Source organism: Flavobacterium sp. DW-iso2, assembly GCF_058725285.1.
Genome location: NZ_JBZXDY010000008.1, coordinates 159,133 through 178,148, shown reverse-complemented (window position 1 = coordinate 178,148; position 19,016 = coordinate 159,133). Strand labels below are relative to the sequence as shown.

Annotated in this window: 16 protein-coding genes; 7 read left to right on the top strand and 9 right to left on the bottom strand. The window is 33.6% G+C overall.

Annotation, left to right across the window (positions count from 1 at the left end):
• Positions 1–49 precede the first annotated feature (49 nt).
• Complete coding sequence (locus tag AC4PRO_RS08155) at positions 50–3,064, bottom strand: tetratricopeptide repeat protein (protein WP_492116983.1); 3,015 nt, start codon at positions 3,062–3,064, stop codon at positions 50–52.
• Between the two features lie 280 nt (positions 3,065–3,344).
• On the opposite strand from AC4PRO_RS08155, the gene AC4PRO_RS08150 reads away from it, so the two are divergent.
• Positions 3,345–4,028 (top strand): cell division ATP-binding protein FtsE, encoded by a 684-nt coding sequence (locus AC4PRO_RS08150; RefSeq protein WP_074722008.1) that lies wholly within the window; start codon positions 3,345–3,347, stop codon positions 4,026–4,028.
• Positions 4,028–4,936, top strand: a complete 909-nt coding sequence (locus tag AC4PRO_RS08145) for a glycosyltransferase family 2 protein (protein ID WP_492116982.1) — start codon at positions 4,028–4,030, stop codon at positions 4,934–4,936. The genes AC4PRO_RS08150 and AC4PRO_RS08145 overlap by 1 nt, the downstream gene beginning before the upstream one ends.
• Here the strand turns inward: AC4PRO_RS08145 and AC4PRO_RS08140 are convergent.
• Genes AC4PRO_RS08140 through AC4PRO_RS08130 form a run of 3 tightly spaced genes read right to left on the bottom strand, consistent with a single transcriptional unit; the run spans position 4,919 to position 7,525 of the window.
• Positions 4,919–6,016, bottom strand: coding sequence for a glycosyltransferase (locus AC4PRO_RS08140; protein WP_492116981.1), 1,098 nt, complete (start codon positions 6,014–6,016; stop codon positions 4,919–4,921). The genes AC4PRO_RS08145 and AC4PRO_RS08140 overlap by 18 nt on opposite strands.
• Positions 6,013–6,417 (bottom strand): sugar 3,4-ketoisomerase, encoded by a 405-nt coding sequence (locus AC4PRO_RS08135; RefSeq protein ID WP_492116980.1) that lies wholly within the window; start codon positions 6,415–6,417, stop codon positions 6,013–6,015. Before AC4PRO_RS08135 ends, AC4PRO_RS08140 begins: the two co-directional genes overlap by 4 nt.
• A 4-nt stretch (positions 6,418–6,421) precedes the next feature.
• A complete protein-coding gene (locus AC4PRO_RS08130; RefSeq protein ID WP_492116979.1) occupies positions 6,422–7,525 on the bottom strand; it encodes a glycosyltransferase in 1,104 nt (367 codons plus the stop codon).
• A gap of 48 nt (positions 7,526–7,573) precedes the next feature.
• Here AC4PRO_RS08130 and AC4PRO_RS08125 point away from each other — a divergent pair, with 48 nt between their 5' ends.
• Entirely contained in the window at positions 7,574–8,458 is an 885-nt protein-coding gene (locus AC4PRO_RS08125) for a glycosyltransferase (RefSeq protein WP_492116978.1), read from the top strand.
• A 6-nt stretch (positions 8,459–8,464) separates the two neighbouring features.
• Here AC4PRO_RS08125 and AC4PRO_RS08120 read toward each other — a convergent pair whose 3' ends face one another.
• The 5 genes from AC4PRO_RS08120 to AC4PRO_RS08100 are packed head-to-tail and all read right to left on the bottom strand — an operon-like array spanning position 8,465 to position 13,442.
• Complete coding sequence (locus AC4PRO_RS08120; RefSeq protein WP_492116977.1) at positions 8,465–9,208, bottom strand: acyltransferase; 744 nt, start codon at positions 9,206–9,208, stop codon at positions 8,465–8,467.
• Positions 9,209–9,212: 4 nt separating this feature from the next.
• A complete protein-coding gene (locus tag AC4PRO_RS08115) occupies positions 9,213–10,700 on the bottom strand; it encodes an oligosaccharide flippase family protein (protein WP_492116976.1) in 1,488 nt (495 codons plus the stop codon).
• Between the two features lie 2 nt (positions 10,701–10,702).
• A complete protein-coding gene (locus AC4PRO_RS08110; protein ID WP_492116975.1) occupies positions 10,703–11,857 on the bottom strand; it encodes a DegT/DnrJ/EryC1/StrS family aminotransferase in 1,155 nt (384 codons plus the stop codon).
• Positions 11,854–12,804, bottom strand: a complete 951-nt coding sequence (locus AC4PRO_RS08105) for a GNAT family N-acetyltransferase (protein WP_492116974.1) — start codon at positions 12,802–12,804, stop codon at positions 11,854–11,856. The genes AC4PRO_RS08110 and AC4PRO_RS08105 overlap by 4 nt, the downstream gene beginning before the upstream one ends.
• 35 nt (positions 12,805–12,839) lie before the next feature.
• Positions 12,840–13,442: a trimeric intracellular cation channel family protein gene (locus AC4PRO_RS08100; protein ID WP_492116993.1), complete on the bottom strand. Its 603-nt coding sequence runs from the start codon at positions 13,440–13,442 to the stop codon at positions 12,840–12,842.
• 210 nt (positions 13,443–13,652) lie between these two features.
• Between AC4PRO_RS08100 and AC4PRO_RS08095 the strand changes: the two genes are divergently transcribed.
• The 4 genes from AC4PRO_RS08095 (at position 13,653) to AC4PRO_RS08080 (ending at position 18,984) form a co-directional block, all read left to right on the top strand.
• Positions 13,653–14,438, top strand: a complete 786-nt coding sequence (locus AC4PRO_RS08095; protein ID WP_492116973.1) for a TrmH family RNA methyltransferase — start codon at positions 13,653–13,655, stop codon at positions 14,436–14,438.
• A 38-nt stretch (positions 14,439–14,476) separates the two neighbouring features.
• Entirely contained in the window at positions 14,477–16,021 is a 1,545-nt protein-coding gene (locus tag AC4PRO_RS08090; protein WP_492116972.1) for a serine hydrolase, read from the top strand.
• 118 nt (positions 16,022–16,139) lie between these two features.
• Positions 16,140–18,359, top strand: coding sequence for a RelA/SpoT family protein (locus tag AC4PRO_RS08085; RefSeq protein ID WP_492116971.1), 2,220 nt, complete (start codon positions 16,140–16,142; stop codon positions 18,357–18,359).
• A 151-nt stretch (positions 18,360–18,510) separates the two neighbouring features.
• Positions 18,511–18,984, top strand: a complete 474-nt coding sequence (locus tag AC4PRO_RS08080; protein WP_091084457.1) for a Fur family transcriptional regulator — start codon at positions 18,511–18,513, stop codon at positions 18,982–18,984.
• The last annotated feature ends 32 nt before the right edge of the window (positions 18,985–19,016 follow it).

Here is a 19,016-nt window from a genome sequence, read left to right as displayed (position 1 = left end):
ATTATTTTAAAAATTTATATCAGGTAATCAAATTTACCTTACTTCATTTTTATTTTACAATCGATGAGTTTGTTTTCGACTCTTCTGTTTTAATCGCATCCAATTCTCTTTTCGCTTCGGAGATTACATCTGGAAAATCAGTAAAGTTTTCAATTACATTATCTAAAATATAAGTCGCTTGAAAACTATCTTTCAATCCGTAGAAATTCTTGGCCATTAGAATTAAACCTTTGGCACCAAAATAGCGGTAACCTGAATAATTTTTAGCTAATTTTTGAACCGCTGTATTTGAAACCTCAAACTTTCCGTCTTTATTTTTAAAATAAGCATCATAATATAATGCTTCTGCCGCTAATTCTCCTTTTGCAATCGTAAGCAATTTAGCATATCCTGCTCTTGCTTTACTTTCATCTCCTGTTTGTATTGCTGAACGGGCAATAATAATTTGCGCATCACTTTTTACATTATCATCCGTTTTAGGATTACTCAACACTTTATCCGCATAAATAACGGAGCTTGAATAGTCTTTTTTCTCATAATAACATTTCATCAAATTAGATTGCGCAAACACTTTATTCTGAGGAAAATCAGCTTCATTTTCTAGACGAAGTAATACCGGAATCGCTTTTGCATTATCATTATTTTTCAATAAAATTTGAGACAAGCGCGCTAAAGATTGTTCCGTAAATTCATTTCTAGGCTGCCCTATTACGAATTCATAATTAGGAATAGATTTCACTTGCAAGCCTTCAGAAAAGTACGCTTGGGCTAAATAAAAATTAGCTTGTAAAGAATGTATTCCTCTTGGGAGACTAGAAGTATACGCCATAAATCCAGATATAGCCTGTTTGTTATTGTTTTGCTCAAATTGTTTTAATGCTGACTCATACGTATCGTTATCTAAATCCGCATCAGTAACTGCTACGAAATCTAAAGTTCGCACCCAAGTCGCATATTCGTCTACTCTTCCACCGTCAACATAAATTAAACGTGCCGTTGAAACAGCCTCAAGCGCCTCTGGAGTTTTAGGAAATTCAGCTGCTACTTTTTTAAATTTCGTTAAAGCATCCGCGTTTTTATCTGAATTGTAATAAATTAATCCTTGACGTAAAATTGATTTTGCAGTATAAGATCCGTTCTTAAATTCAGAAATTAAACGATCAAATGTTTTTAAAGCCAAATCTTGTTTTCCGCTTGCAACATAAGTGTTAGCCAATTCGTACATGGCATCGTCTCTATAGTTTGATTTTGGATACGATTGTAAAAAAGAATTCAGTTCCTCAATTTTTTTATCATTTTTAGCCACAAAACCATAACAAATCGCTTTTTGATAATAGGCATAATCCGCATCAACACCTTTCATATCGATTGCTTTATTGTAAGCGTCCATTGCAGGCCAATATTTTGACGTTACAAATTGACAATCGCCTAATCTCAAGTAAGAATCAGTCAATCGTACTTTATCGTCTTTTACTGCGTCAATTTGGTTTTGAAAGTAAGTTGCCGCCTGATCGTATTCTTTTAGCTTGAAATAAGTGTAGGCAATATTGTAATTGATGTTTTTATATTCTGGTGCAGACGAAGCATGAGACAATCCTGAAAATTGTTTAAAACTCAATAATGCATTTTTATAATCTTCTAAAACGTATTCTGTTTCTGCTTTCCAGAAAGCAGCCCTTGCTGTAATAGCTGGATCAACTTGCCCGTCGATAGATCTCCTGAACATTTTTAATGCTTCTGGATAGTTTCTGTCAGCATATAATTCTAAACCTCTGTAAAAAGTAACTTTTTGATACGCCAACTTATTCTCAGGACTTTTATTTTTTTCCAATAAAACCAATGCTTCCTTATAATTTTTTGAAGAGATATACGAATCAATCAATAATTTTTCTACTACGGAACGGCTGGCGTTATTAGGATATTTTTTTATAAAATCCAATAAAACTGCAGGTACACTTTGGTAGGAATTCCCTATTTCATAACTTAATTTCGCGTAGTTCAAACTCGCATCTTCCTGGATCGAAGTATCAAATGTCATTTCAGAAGCATTTTTAAAGGCATTCAATGCTTCCTGCTTTTTGTCTAACTTCAGGTAACTTTCTCCTAAATGATAATAAGCATTTTGCGCCACAAAATCTTTTCCGTTTATGATCTTATTGAATTGTGAAATGGCATTTTCAAAATTATTTTGCTTGTAATACGCATAACCCAATTGGTAAAAATCAGTATTATTCCATTTCCCTTTTTTTCCTTTATATTCTGCCAGACAGGGAATCGACTGCTCGTATTTTTTTAGGTTAAAATAGCTTTCGCCAATGATTTTATTGAGTTCTGATTTTTCAATTGCATTCGACTTAGCCATCGCTTTTTCACCTAGATCGATTGCTTTTTGAAAATTACCTAGTTTAAAATTCATGTCGGCTTGGTAATACGAAAGCTTTTCTTTGTATTTTTCTTCCCCAGACACAGCATCAAAATACTTCGTTGCTTCCTTATAGTCATCACCCTCATAAGCCATAAAGCCTAAATAATACTTGGCTTGCGAACCGTATTCTTGCGAGTTTACCACCTTATTAAAATAAGTAGTTGCCTCTTTTTTATTTTTCGAATTAAAGAAACTATATCCTTTTTGGAAATTAAATTTATCTCTATCGCTCGCACTCAATTGACTTTCATTCACTTTTTCAAACCATTGTAAGGCTTGAGGATAGTTCGCTTGATCAAAATAATAATGGGCTACTTCGATAAATGCCTGATTGCTCTTAGCACTTGTAGGATAATCTGAAACGAAACGATCCATAAGCATGTCAGCATTGGCCTGATTCAAACGAATGGCGCAAGTCGCGTCATAATAAGAACAATCTGATTTTATTTCGTCATTGTTAGTTTCTGATTTTACTTTTTCGAATATAATTTTGGCGGAAGCAAACTGGCCATCATTAAACAATGACAGCGCTTTATTAAAATCTTTTAAATCATGGGTATATATTGTTGATTTTTGTGCCGAAACAGAAAAAGACACAACAAAAACCAGTAAATAGAGAAGCCAAGAAAGTTTACGCATTTTATTTTTTTTTTTAATATTCAAATGTATCATATTCTATGGTGTATAACGAATCTCCTCTCGGTTTTATTATGAATAAATATTTTAACAATGGCATTTTTAGTACTTAGCACTAGTTCAATCTATTTCTAAAAACCACAAATCAACGCTCATTTGGATCTCCAGAACTATCATTATCCGCTTGTTAATTTATATTCGGGCTAATCTACCGTAATACATGAAATTTATTTTGAATACAACCGTTATCTTATTACTTTTACCCAATAAACAAATGCTAATTATGTCTCAAGCTATACTGTCTTTAAAAAACGTAACGATTCATCAAGAAGATAAAGTGATTTTATCAAATATCAATTTGGACGTAAACCGTGGTGAATTCTTATACATCATTGGAAAAACAGGCTCAGGAAAAAGTAGTTTGATGAAAACGCTTTATGCTGATATGCCCTTGACAGAAGGTGAAGCACACATTGTAGATTTTGATTTAGAAACCTTAAAAGAAGATGATATCCCGTTTTTAAGAAGAAAAATAGGTATTGTATTCCAAGATTTCAAATTACTTCCGGATCGTACTATTAAAGACAATATGCTATTTGTACTTAAAGCTACAGGCTGGACAGTTAAAGAGGAAATGGACCGAAAAATTGACGAAGTATTGGATAAAGTTGGAATGAAAGAATATGCCAGCAAAATGCCACATCAAATTTCTGGTGGAGAACAACAACGTGTTGCCATTGCAAGAGCCTTACTTAATGACCCAGACCTTATCCTTGCTGATGAGCCAACCGGAAATTTAGATCCACAAACAAGCGCTGAAGTACTTGAGGTTTTGAGAAAAATCAACGCCAATGGAAAGACAATAATAATGGCTACTCACGATTATGCTCTATTAATGAAGTTTCCATCAAAGACCTTAAAATGCGAAGACACTAAAATATTTGAAGTAGTTCAAAGAACAGTGTAATGCTTTCCATCCTTATTCCAATCTACAATTATGATGCATTTCCTTTAGTAAAAGAATTGCAGAAACAGTGTTTGGAATCCAAGATTGATTTTGAAATCCTCTGTCAGGATGATTTTTCTAATGACTATTTGGACGAAAATCAAAAAATAAACCACTTAGAAAGGTGCTGCTTTTCCAGAAATGAGACTAATTTAGGACGTGGCCAAAACATTAATACGATAGCTCGTCAAGCTACTAAAGACTATTTGCTTCTTGTAGATTGCGATACTTTTCCTAAGGACAATAAATACATTATAAATTACGTCGAGTACATTCGAAAAGGAAAAGCAACAGTTCTTTATGGCGGAATTATATATAAAAGCCAGAGACCTAACAAAGAAAATTTATTGCGCTGGGTTTATGGAACTAAAAGAGAGGCGCTTTCATTAGAACTAAGGAATAAAAACCAAAACAGTAATGCCTTAACTTCTAATCTACTCATTAAAAAAGAGATTTTCTCAAAACAGCCTTTTGACCGTACAATAACAAAATACGGTTATGAAGATTTATGTTTTCTAGTCGAATTAAAATCAAATGAATTTGTGGTTGATCATATTGAAAACTCAACTTACCATCTTAACTTAGAAACTTCAGAACTATTCCTAAAAAAGACAAAAACAGCATTAGAGAATTTAGCTTTTATCTTTGAATCTAAAAAACACATTAGTACAGAAAGTAAAATAATTACTGCTTTTACGCTTTTAAAGAAAATAGGTATTATTGGATTAACAGCATTGACTTTTAAAAAAACAGAAACACTTCTTATAAAAAATCTCGTCTCCGATAAACCTTCGCTTCTATTGTTTGATCTTTATAAGCTGGGTTATTTCTGCCAATTGCAAAATAAAAAATCAATTCCCAGCCGTTAATCGTAAGAACAATTCGTTCCATTGATTCATAACAGAATCGCTATCATATTTAGCAACACTTGCAGCAGCTTTTCTGCCAAATGATTTCCTCAACTCTTCCTCCTCTATTAATTGATGTAGCTTTTCTATAAAAACAGTTTCATTACCATCTGGAACAAGAAAACCGTCTTCATCATTCTTTATAATCGCTCTTGGACCACAAGGACAGTCATACGCAACACAAGGCAATCCCGAAGCCATCGCTTCAATTAGAGCCATAGGAAAACCTTCTTGTCGTGAAGCCATTACAAATATGGAAGCTTCACTATATTTATCAGCAATGTTTTCCACCGGTTCAAAAAACCGAACAGTCGAATCAATCCCCAACTTCTCAGCTACTACTTTTAAAGCTGTGGTATCTTTTCCATAAATTTCTAAAACCCAATCTGGATGTTTTACGTCTACTTTTTGCCAAATCGACAAGAGTCGATCCAATCCTTTTTCGAATGAATTTCGGGCAACTGCTATTATTTTTTTATTCTTTAGCGCGCTTATCTTTTTTGGTTGTAACCAAGAAGGGTTAGGAATTACTATCGAATTTTGTAGATCCCATTCTGCCAAACTTGCATTGGACAATGCGATGAATTTTGTAAATTTTTTAGCTCCAAAACCTTTAAAAGTATATTTAAAAAACCGAATCCCCTCAGAAAAAAAGCCATACTTACCTCTTGATTCTTCAATGTATTTTGATCCATGGCATTCAAAAACAACTGGCACTTTATTACTAATCAAAAACGGAATAGCAAATGCCTTCAAACCATTGTCACAAACAATAACAATATCTGGCTTTACAAAATCTATCTGTTCTAATACTGACTTCTTATAAGTATTCAAAAACCGGAATGCGTTTCCATTTAAAATCATATCACGAAATATAATTTTATCATCGAAATCATAAAAAGGAGCCGAATTGCCGTTGTTTTGGGTAAGAATATGCACCTCATAATTCCACTTCTCTATAAGGACTTTCGTTTTTATAGCGAGTGTTCTAGCGACTCCACCTTCATTATTTTTATTGGGGACAATGTAAAGTAATCTCATTTTTTTGAATCCATAAATTCATTAAAATCTCTTATATAATCTTCTTCTATAAATTCATCCGAAGCAAGAACCAGACATATTGCACCTGACGAAAAATTTTCTAACTCCCTCCATATTCCAGTTGGTATATGCAATCCAACATTAGGTTTGTTTAAAAGAAATGATTTTTTATTGTATCCATCATTAAGAACAACTTCAAAACTACCACTTAAAGCAACCAACACTTCCTCCTGTTCAATATGAGAATGTCCGCCTCTAAAGGCTGTACTCGGCACATCAAAAAGATAATATACCCTCTTGAATTCAAACGGCAATGCATCCTTTTGAATAAAACCCAAATTTCCGCGCACATCTTCTACGACCGGAATTTTCAGTAATTGTATATTTTTTAGCGCAGTCATTTTTTTACTCAATATTAATTTTCATCAAATCTAACCATTGTTGTCCAATTATCTCTAATAGAAATGGCGTAATACTTTTTGCCGCATTCTGCTTACAGTATTGATATAAAGCTTCATCAGTTACCATATCGTTCATTGCTTCGGCAAGCTTACTAAAATCTTGGTCTTCTACTAAAAGTCCGTTTTCTTTATCAAAAATCAGAGCTGCAGGCCCTGTTGCACAATTGAATGAAACTACTGGTGTATGGCATGCCAACGATTCTAAAATAACGTTAGGCATCCCTTCATTTTTACTGCTTAAAATTAAGAACTTTGCAGTTTTTAAATATTGAAAAGGATTATCCTGATAGCCTAAAAAATGAACAAAATCTGCCACCTTGTTTTCTTTAGCCACTTTTTCCAAAGTTTCTCTAAGACCTTGTCCTAATATTAACAGGTGTATCTCTTTTTCTGGCAAAATAGAATTCGCATAACTCACAATGAGCTTATCAAACTGCTTGATTGGATTTTCAAACTGCCCAATAGCAATACAATAGTCAAATAGAAGTGACATATCTTCCTCAATTTTTTCATTAATTTCCTGAATGTTAACAGGGTTTGCAATCGTTACTACATTCTCTAATTGATGCGTATTTACAATCAATTCCTGCATTTGATCTACTAATGCCACATTAGCATAACAGTGATTGTACATTAATCTTGTTAGCCAAGAGTTACGGGGCATATAATGATCTATCAAAAAACTATGGACTGTAAATATTGTTTTGGTATTGTAAATTAGCCGCGAAATTATAAGTTCTTGAAGTACTTTAGTCCTAAAGCGAAAATCTATAATGTAGTCAAAATCATTAGCTTTTAGATATTTTCGCAATGCAATTAGCCGTTTGATTTTATTAATTACCCCATTGCTTTCATTTTTTAATAAACCGAGATTAACCAGTTTACCTGCATAGGGAAATGAAACTGCATCAATTACAATGATGTTATGAATTTCAATGCCTTTACTTTCGAAAAAAACAGACAAATTAGCCATCACTTTGTCACTTCCGCCAGCGCTAAGACGATAGCCAATTAAAGCAATTTTATGTTTTTTGTTAGGCAATATCATTATCGATTTCTTATTTTCGTATCAAATATATAACTCTTTTAAAAAGATATGCAAGATAAATCATTAGTTACTATTATTTGCTTGTGTTACAATCAAGAGAGTTATGTTATGGAGAGTTTACAATCTGTTATTAATCAAGACTACAAACCGATCGAACTTATTATTGTTGACGATTGCAGTACTGACAACTCTAAATCAATAATCGAGAAATGGCTGCTTGACCATCCGGAAATTCAGTTGATAGCAAACGAAACCAATTTAGGAAGTACAAAATCATTTAATAAAGCACTAGCGATATCGAAAGGAGCCTATATTATTGACTTAGCCGCAGACGATATTTTACTAAACAACTGTGTAAGCTTACAATGCAATGCTTTTGCTAATAGTCTTTTTAAAAACTTGGGAATGGTTTATGGAAACGCAGCATTAATAAATGAGAATGGCAATTTTGACTCTTATTATTTTGCCGTAGATTCTCGTAAAAATGTAATTCAAAAACGACCAACAAGCGACATTTATTTGTCGGTAATAACAGGCGGCAATAGCATTTGTTCTGTTTCGGCAATGGCTAAAAAAACCGTATTTGACGAACTTAATGGCTATGACGAAAATCTAGCTTATGAGGATTTGGATTTTTGGATTCGGGCTTCCCGTGCTTATGAAGTTGATTATATTGACGAAATTCTGATTCAAAAGAGAATTGTAGCCAATTCATTGGGAACCACATTTTTTAAGAAAGACAATAAAATCAACGCTTCCACTTTTATAATATTAAAAAAAGCGATTTGGTTAAATCAAACTAACGAAGAAAATAAAGCCATTCTAAAACGAATCCACTTTGAAATGATTTTAGCTTTTCGAACGTCAAATTTTAAGTTATTACTAAAGTACATCGTTATGGAGATTAAGCTTCGAATGAAAATTCTATTTTAAAATTGATTAAATAGTTAGATAATTTTCTAATGCTTCACGCTCTCCTTCCCAATCTCGTGAAATCGTATTCCGTATCAATTTAGCTGGCATACCCGCCAGCAATATGTTTTCCTCTAGCTTAGAAAAATCTTTATTACACAAACTATTGGAAGCTACTGTACAATAATTCGGTGTTTGGGTACTTGGCATAATAGACACTCTGGTACCAATATAATTATAGCTACCAATAAACACCGGCTGCGTAATCTTATATCGCTCCCCAGTACTTGTATCAATCATTTGGTGAAAATCAGTATCCATGATTTGAGATTCTGAACCAAAACGAGCAAAATCTCCCAAAACAACACTTTCAACTGCGATCAGTTTAGCGTTAGAGCCCATAGATGACATATGTCCAAATTCACAATACCCATTCTTTCCAATGTAGACGAAATAATCTTTCCCAAATTGAACGTGTCCTTTGAACACTATTTTTCCATAAATAATAATTTCAGCAATTCCTTTGTGAACTGTATTCATTTCATAAGGCTGACCGAAACCAATCATTCCTTTTTTAACTTTTCCTTCAATCGAAATTTCTCCCATTATGGAGGTGAATTTTACTCTTCCATAAAAAAAAACAGGAAGCTTCTTAGCAATTGCGAAAGGAAACTTCTTAAAATTAAAGTACAAAGTTTTAGTCCAATTTACTTTATAATAAATTTTAAGTTTATGATAAATTGATCTCAATTTTCTATATTTATTTTTCATTATATTAACCATTTTTCCTTTTGATTATAGAATTAAACATCTCTCTTAGCCCCATTTTTAAATTAATATGATATAAGACAAACAGCAGTGACAGGATGATCATCACAGACATTAAACTGTATTTAATAAGCGGACTTTGTATGTATCTCAGCAAAAAAGTAATGACACACATGACAATACAAACGAGATAAATGAGGTAAAAGTCTTTTTCAAAATAAAACCCATACCTTTTCTGGGTAATTAATTTTAATCCTAAAAAATGGATTACATAATAGATTAAAAAACTAAAACCCAGCCCTTCCAAACCATAATAGTAATAGCCTAAAATATTCAAAAATAAGGATATACTATTAAAACCAATCGCCGTTCGTAAAAACATTTTTGAATCGCCTTTTGCAATTAAAATAAACCCCATTGACCAGGAAACCGCTCTAAAAAGCATTCCCAAAATTCCAAAACATACCATTGGTATTATCAAATCGAATTTGGGTGTGTAAATGATTTGGACAATCAAAGGGATAAAAGTCAGAAACAAAACTATGATTGGCGTTATAATCAAAATTGAAATGAACGATTGCTGAATGACACTAGCTCTCACTTTCACATTATCATCACTTATTGCCGATAATCTTGGAAAATAATCGGTACTCATAACGGTAAAAATAATTCCAACGTAGGAGTTCAGTAAGGTAAAACCCGCGTTGTAAAGCCCTACCTCTTCTAACCCACCGAGTTTCCCAACATAAATCTGAACTAAATAAGTAGTCAATAAAGTTAGTAATCCACTTATGGTTAAAAGGATTCCTAATTTGACAACACTTTTTCCTTCACTAATTATTTGTCTACCAGATAGATCTTCTCTTTGTATTCCCACTTTGTTAGAAAAGTAAAATGAGAATAATAAAGCCGACAAAGATATAACAATGATTGTGGGGACTATAGCATCAATTCGGTAGTAATAATACAACGGAATTGAAACCAGTAGTCCTAATAAATTGCCATAAAAATTGGCTTTCGCCAAAAGCCTCATTTTTCTTAATCCTTGCAAAACCGCTAATTGTGCTGAAGTCAATTGTTTAAACAAAACAGTTATAGAAATAAAAATAAAAGCTGCTGTATAATCCGTGTTTCCAAAAGTAAAAACACTAAGCCAAGAAGAGAAAAACACCGTAAATAACGCACCAATTATACCCGTAACTAAAACTAATTTTTTAACAATTGTGATTATCCTTGAAACACTATTCAGGTCATTCTCTTTATAATCCACAGATATGTGCTTAACTGCACTCGTTTCGATCCCTAAACTGGAAGCTCCGTTAATAATATTTATAGCCGAATTTAATAGCGATATAATTCCCATTCCAGCTGGACCAATAAATACAGCAATCAGCTTGGTGCGAATAATCGAAATGATAATGTTTAAAAACTGTACGCCTCCAAAAAGTGAGGTAGTTTTAAAAATTTGGAGATACGAAGATTTATTATCTGTCATATCTAGTATTTATTTGAAACAGAAATAATAAAATCAACTTGATCCGCAGTCAAAACAGGGCTTATAGGTAAACTCAATACCGTTTCATGTATTATTTCGGTAATAGGAAAAGACAGATCATTCCATTCAGATAACGCTTTTTGTTTATGCGGAGGAACTGGATAATGAATTACGGTCTGTATTCCATTTTCATGTAAATACTTTTGTAATTCCGCTCTTTTTTCTGTTCGAATCACAAACAAATGGAAGACATGATTATTTGAAGAATCCCATTTGGGCAACATTATTTTATCGTTTTTAATTTCTGCCAAATACCTTCTCGCAATCCTTCTACGTTGTTCATTTTCAGCATCTAAATGCGGTAATTTCACATTTAAAAAAGCGGCTTGCAACTCATCTAACCTTGAATTTACTCCCGCATACTCATTGTAGTATTTGGTTTCTGAACCATAATTACGAAGTGAAAATACGATTTTGGCTAATGCCGAATCATTCGTAATTATCGCACCACCATCCCCCAACGCTCCCAGATTTTTTCCAGGATAAAAACTGTACGCAGAAGCCCCCCCCGCCCCCGAACGGGGAGCTAGTAAAATTGCGAAATTATCATCCGATTGTGTTTTGGAATTTGGAATTTGGAAATTATAATTTGCTACCGCTCCATGAGCTTGAGCGGCATCTTCGACTACCAGCAAATTATGTTTAGCTGCAATAGTATTTATAGCATCCATTTCGGCTAATTGTCCATATAAGTGAACGACCAAAATTGCTTTTGTCTTCAGAGTGATTTTTTCTACGATTAAATCAGGGTTGATGTTATAGGTTTCCAACTTTGGCTCGACCAAAACCGGAATCAAACCTGCTTCTAAAATTGCCAGAATACTCGCGATATACGTATTGGCAGGAACGATGACTTCATCGCCTTTTTGTAATTTCTCCAACTGAATATAGCCTTTAAAAATCAGCGTTAAGGCATCAAAACCATTCCCAACTCCGATGCAGTGTTTTGCTTTACAATAAGCAGCAAAATTAAATTCAAATTCTTTTACTTCATTCCCTAATATATACCATCCACTTGCTAAAACCAATTTCAATTTCTCTTGAAAAGCTGTTTCATAAGGCTCATTTATTTTCTTTAAATCAAGGAATGGTATCATATAAGATTCATTTTATAAAAATCCTGACTGTAAACAGAGCAACCCAATTCTTCTTTTTGTTTCAAAAGTCCAGCATGGTATCCTTTTTCATTATCTTCATTAACAATTCCCATATCGAAAAAAAGTTTACCTTCTCTCTTGTATTTTTTAATTAAAGTAATGAATAAAAAATCCAATGCACGCAACTCCTCCCCTTTTTTGGTTGTAGCTCCGTATTGTGATTTCACTACTGTATCCGTTTCAAACAGTGTTATTCCTGCAATTATATCATTGTTATAATACACAGAAAACTGTTTGATATTATTAAGAAAGTTGTTCTTTAACTTTGTTATTTCTTGTATTGTATGAACTGGTTTAGCATTATATTTCTCCCATAATCTTGGCTCCAAAACCAATTTCCAAAAAGCTTCCAATTGATCTTCTTCGACTATTTCTAAATCGGGATCTTCCATTTTCCTGAAATGCTTTAATTTGCTTTTTGAAATTGTTAATGGCAGTGCTAAATTTATGGCCATATTCATCTCTTTTTTATCTAGAAATGCTCCCTTTTTAAGTAGAAAAAAATCTATTTCATGATTTCCCCCGGAAGTATAAAAAGAAGGAATGGGTTTAAAATAAAAAAAACGCACCCTTTTCTCTTTAAAAAAAGATAAAATGGCGTCAATAATATCAGTTACTTTTTCGCTATTTATTTTAGAAGTATAAACTACCCCGCCATAAGTCAAACCTTGATGAGAATACACGGTCTCTCCAACTCTGTTTGCAGGTAATACCGCAATAAGTTTGTCTTCTTCAAAAACCAATAAGGAATAATCTTGAAATCGATCTGAATGGTATTCCATGAAATCCCGATGAAAAAGAAAAGTTGCATTTTTGGCTTTGCTTATAAAAGCATTCCAATTTGCATAATCGCTACCTTGATATTGTTTGACGTAATAATTTTTCACTATTAATTTTTAGACTTTGTGAAAGTAATCATTTTTTACTCGTTTTCTAAAGTGGGCAAATACCATTTGAATTTCACCGCCATTAAACGAACTGAAATAATTACCAATGAGGTTATTAAGTATAAAATATCATTGTCTAAATTGAATTTTTTTAGCATAAAAAAAACAATTCCGCCCAAGATACAAATAGTAGCATAAATTTCTTTTCTGAAAATTACCGGGATTTCAGTACATAAAATATCTCGAATAACACCTCCAAAACAAGCAGTCATGGTTCCTAAAGCAATGCAAACTGCAGGGTGTAGCCCAATATTAATTCCTTTTTCTAGACCAATCAAAGTAAAAACCCCAAGTCCAATCGTATCGAATAATAATAGCGACGTGCGAAGTCGGTCGAATTTCTTTCTAAATACTAGGGCTAAAACAAAGGCGATGCCTATCACGTATACGTACTCTAAATTAAGCATCCATCCCACAGGTGTGCTCCCAATCATCACATCGCGCAAGGTTCCTCCACCTACTGCTGTTACAAAGGCAATAATAAATACACCAAAAAGATCAAGCTTTTTACTCATAGCAGTCAACGCTCCCGACAAAGCAAAAGCAATTGTTCCTATAATATCCAATAAATGAAACATGATTTTTATGAATTTAAATTGAAGAAATCGTATTGTTTTCTCTAAAACAATTGCCGCAAAATTAAAGAAAAATACTGGCGTAAAGTAGTTCTGACAAACATATCTATCGAATCGCTTTCTAGATTTACAAATATTCTGTTTCAAATTTTTAAAACTGCCTGTTCTCTATGTATCTTTGTTTCCTAAATAATAATTAAATTTTAGAATATCTTGAAACAAATCACTTCAATTCAAAATCCATTCATAAAATCTTTGGTATTATTACAAGAAAAAGCTAAAAACCGCAAGCAAACAGGCACTTTCTTAATAGAAGGAAAACGCGAAATTTCCTTGGCACTAAAAGGAGGTTACGAAATAGAAACCATTCTATTTTATCCTGAAATTTGCACTGAAATTGAAGCGAAAAAAATATCAAGAACTACCGAGCTGATTGAAATCAACAAAGAGGTTTTTCAAAAGCTGGCGTATCGCGATACTACTGAGGGTATTTTGGCTATAGCAAAAATAAAATCGCAACAGCTGTCTGATTTAAAGTTATCAGACAATCCATTGATTCTTGTTGCCGAAGCACCGGAGAAGCCAGGAAACATTGGTGCTTTATTGCGAACTGCAGACGCAGCTAATCTTGATGCCGTAATTATTGCCAATCCAAAAAGTGATCTTTATAACCCAAATATTGTTCGCTCCAGTGTAGGCTGTTTGTTTACAAACCAAATTGCAACTGGAACGACAGCAGAAATTATTGCTTTTCTAAAAGAGAAAAAAATCAATTTCTATTGTGCGACTTTACAGAATTCAACGTCTTATCATACAGTAGATTACACTACACCAACAGCGCTAGTTGTAGGTACGGAAGCAACAGGTCTGACGCAAGATTGGCGTGATGCTGCCACACAAAATATTATAATCCCAATGCAGGGCGAAATCGACAGTATGAATGTTTCAGTTGCTGCAGCAATATTGATTTTTGAAGCTAAAAGGCAAAGAGGATTTTAAAATTACATTTTTGATTCCACCATTAAACAAATAAGAATATGAAAAATAAATTATTCGCTCTAATAGCATTAATCACAACAACAGTTTCCTTCGGACAAATAACAGAACCGCAAGCGGACGCATTGGTAAACAAAACCTTAACTGCCTTTAATGTCCCCGGAATTGCGGTAGCGATTATAAAAGACGGAAAAGTAATTCTTGCCAAAGGATATGGAGTAAAATCTATCGATACAAAAGAAAAAGTGGATGCCAATACTTTATTTGGCATTGCTTCTAACAGTAAAGCTTTTACAAGCGCATCACTAGCCATATTAGTGGATGAAGGAAAAATAAAATGGGACGATAAAGTCATCAAATACCTTCCTAACTTTAAAATGTATAATGATTACGTAACTCAGGAATTCACCATCCGTGATTTATTGACACACAGAAGCGGGCTTGGGCTTGGAGCAGGAGATTTAATGATTTGGCCTGACGGAAGTAACTTTATAGCTACTGATATTATTCAAAACTTACAATACTTGAAGCCTGTTTCGGCTTTTAGAACTAAATATGATTATGACAATCTATTATATATTGTTGCTGGCGAAGTGATACATGTAGTCAGCGGAAAAAGCTGGTGTGATTTTGTTGAAGAGCGTATTATGGCACCACTCGAAATGAATCACAGCGCAGCTTCATTTGTTCGCTTAAAAGATTCTACTAATATCATTGCACCTCACGTACCGATAGATGGAAAGTTAAAAGTGATCAAACGCTACAAAAACCAACTTTTTGATGCAGCGGCCGGAATCTATTCTAGTGTGAACGATTTGAGCAAATGGGCAATTATGCAAATGAATAATGGAAAATATGGTCCTGAAAATAAGCAGTTATTTTCAGAGAAAGAGCATGATGAAATGTGGCAGTTACAAACTATTATTCCAACCAAAACTAGGGCTCCCTACAATACACATTTTAATGGGTATGGACTAGGTTGGTTTTTAAGTGATGTAAAAGGATACAAACAAGTAACACATACTGGTGGACTTGAGGGAATTGTAACACAGACTACTTATATTCCTGAATTACAGTTAGGTATTATTGTATTGACAAACCAACAATCAGGTGCCGCATTTAACGCCATTACAAACACCATAAAAGACAGCTATTTAGATATCGTTTCAGAGGACTATGTAACGATATATAGTAACCGCATTAAAGCTAATGAAGAAAGTGCTGATAAAGTGACGGATGAAGTTTGGGCTACCGTTGCCAAAAACAAAAAAGACAAAGTAAAAGTTGACCTAACTTCAATTACAGGAACGTATCAAGACAAATGGTTTGGAGATGTTGTGATAAGCGAGAAAAAAGGGAGGTTATTTTTTGAATCGAAACGTTCTTCTCAACTTAGTGGAGAAGTGTTTTTCTATAAAAAAGGAAACTATGTAGTTAAGTGGAATAACGCCTATTTGCATGCTGATGCGCATCTCTTTTTTAGCTTTGATGAAAAAGGAAAAGCCCTTACTTTAAAAATGAATCCCATCTCTGATTTAACCGATTTTAGCTATGATTTTCAAGATTTGGATTTTATTCGAATCTAAAAAAAATAACCCTAAAACATCATTGAAAGACCAATCGGAATATTAAATATTAGGTAGAAATTTATCTCTTGCATATTTGCTAACTTATAGTTATTTTTAGAAAATGAACCATGCCGCTATGACAGAAATAGATATAGAAAAAGAGAACAAAGCAATTGCTCAGGAATACAAAGAATTACTGCGCATTAGTTACCAGACCTTGACTCCTGAAGACAAGAAACTAATACGTAAAGCATTTGATGTTTCAGTAGAAGCCCATAAAGAACAACGAAGAAAATCAGGGGAAGCCTATATCTTCCACCCTATTGCCGTGGCAAAAATAGTTGCTTCAGAAATAGGTTTGGGTGCCACTTCTATTGCCGCAGCATTATTACATGATGTTGTGGAAGATACTCCCACTACCGTTAAAGACATTGAACGGATTTTTAATCCAAAAGTGGCGCAACTTGTAGAAGGGTTAACTAAGATTTCGTTGGTTCAAAAAGATATGAACGTATCGATGCAAGCCGAAAATTTCCGTAAAATGTTATTGACGCTTAATGATGATGTGCGCGTTATCCTAATAAAAATAGCCGATAGATTGCACAACATGCAAACTATGGAGTCCATGGAAAACCATAAACAAGTCAAAATTGCCTCTGAGACTTTATATATCTATGCACCTCTTGCCCATCGTTTAGGATTATACAACATCAAAACAAAACTGGAAGATTTAGGGCTAAAATACACTGAACCTATCGTTTACAACAATATCGTTAGCAAAATTAAAGAGACAAAAGAACAACAAGATGCCTACATAAAGGACATCTCTGACGTGATTAAAAGCTCTTTAGACGCTGAAGGAGTTGAATATGTTATAAAAGGTCGTCCAAAATCGATCTATTCTATCAGAAGAAAAATGCTGGCTCAAAATGTAAGTTTTGATGAAGTCTATGATAAGTTTGCACTTCGGATCGTTTACAAAGCAAATCCGCACGATGAAAAATTTCTAGCATGGAAAATATATTCCATTGTAACCGACCATTATCGCCCGAGCCCAAGCCGTTTGCGCGATTGGATATCCTCTCCTAAATCTACCGGATATGAAGCATTGCACATTACGGTTATGGGACCAAAAGGGCGTTGGGTAGAAGTACAAGTACGCAGCGAGCGTATGGATGAGATTGCAGAAAAAGGGTATGCAGCTCATTACAAATATAAAAATGGCGCCACAGAAGAAGGTGGTTTGGATGTTTGGTTGAACTTACTCAAAGAAGCACTCGAAAATTCAGAAACTAGTGCCGTAGATTTTGTTGAAGATTTTAAAATGAATCTGTATTCAAAAGAGATCTATGTTTTTACCCCAAAAGGAGACATCAAATCGTTACCAAAGGGAGCCACTTCGCTGGATTTTGCATTTGGCATACATTCAGAAATAGGAATTAAGACTCGGGGAACACGTGTAAACGGAAAATTAGTTCCTTTAAATTATGAATTAAAAAATGGCGATCAGGTCGAAATTATCACTTCTCAAAATCAAAAACCAACGATCAACTGGCTTGATTACGTAACCACATCCAGAGCAAAAAATAAGATTAGAAATGTCTTAAACGAGAATACTAAAAAAATTGCTGAAGACGGAAAAGAAGTTCTTACTCGTAAATTAAAACACCTAAAAATAACTTTAAATGAGAATGTAGTTAATGAGTTAGTCAATTTTTTCAAACTAAAAACCAGTTTAGATTTATTTTACAGAGTTGGGGCAGGATCAATTGAAAACCAACAACTTAAAGATTATGCTGCCCAAAAAAGCAATACATTAATCAATTTCTTTAAAAGCAAAATGAAACGTTCTGGGCAGACTGCCGATGCAGATCTGCACAAACAAGTACTGAGCAGCAATTATGACATGCTGGTATTTGGTAAGGAACAAGATAAACTAGATTACAAACTATCAGCCTGCTGTAATCCTATTCCAGGAGATCCAGTTTTCGGCTTTGTCACTATAAATGAAGGTATAAAAGTACATAAAAAAGATTGTCCAAATGCAATCGCAATGCAATCGAACTATGCGTATCGTATCATGCAAGCCAAATGGATTGATTCTTCACAACAAGAATTTAAGGCCATCATCAATATTACAGGAATGGATACGTTAGGACTTACAAATGAATTGACTAAAGTAATTTCGAATAATATGCAGGTCAACATTCAAAGCATATCCTTAAACGGAGATGCTGGACTATTCAAAGGACAATTAATTGTTGTCGTTCAGAATAGTACTATACTGAATAAACTAATCGATAATATTAAAAAAATCGACGGAATCGATAAGGTAACCCGTGTTTATAAAAAATAAAAGCATTAGGATTAAAGCATAATTATCGGTTTTACCGACTCGTTAAGGACTACAGTAATTAAGTTCTTTTTGTTTCAAAACTCACATTTTATGCTCTTATAAGTCTTTAAACTTGAAAACTATTAGAATAAATAATTTATCTTTGCCAGATATGACACTCATTTCAACAGATAACAACAAAAACCAAGAAATTGTAAAAAATGTATTTACAATGTATCTTGAAAAAAAAGGGCATCGAAAAACTCCAGAACGTTATTCTATCCTTCAAGAAATTTATGAAAGTGAAGAGCATTTTGATATAGAGAATCTTTATATCAAAATGAAAAACAAAAACTACCGTGTCAGTAGAGCTACCTTATACAATACAATTGAGTTATTATTGGACTGCGCTTTGGTTCGCAAGCATCAGTTTGGCCAAAATCAAGCACATTACGAAAAATCATACTTCGACAAACAACATGATCATATTATTATGACTGATACTGGAGAAGTAATCGAATTTTGCGACCCAAGGATACAAAGCATCAAAAAAACAATTGAAGAAATATTTGATATTGAAATTACCAATCACTCCTTATACCTATACGGAGTTAAGAAAAAACCAATATCAGATACTGAAATTTAAAAAAAAGAACCTCCTGAGAGAGGTTTAGACGA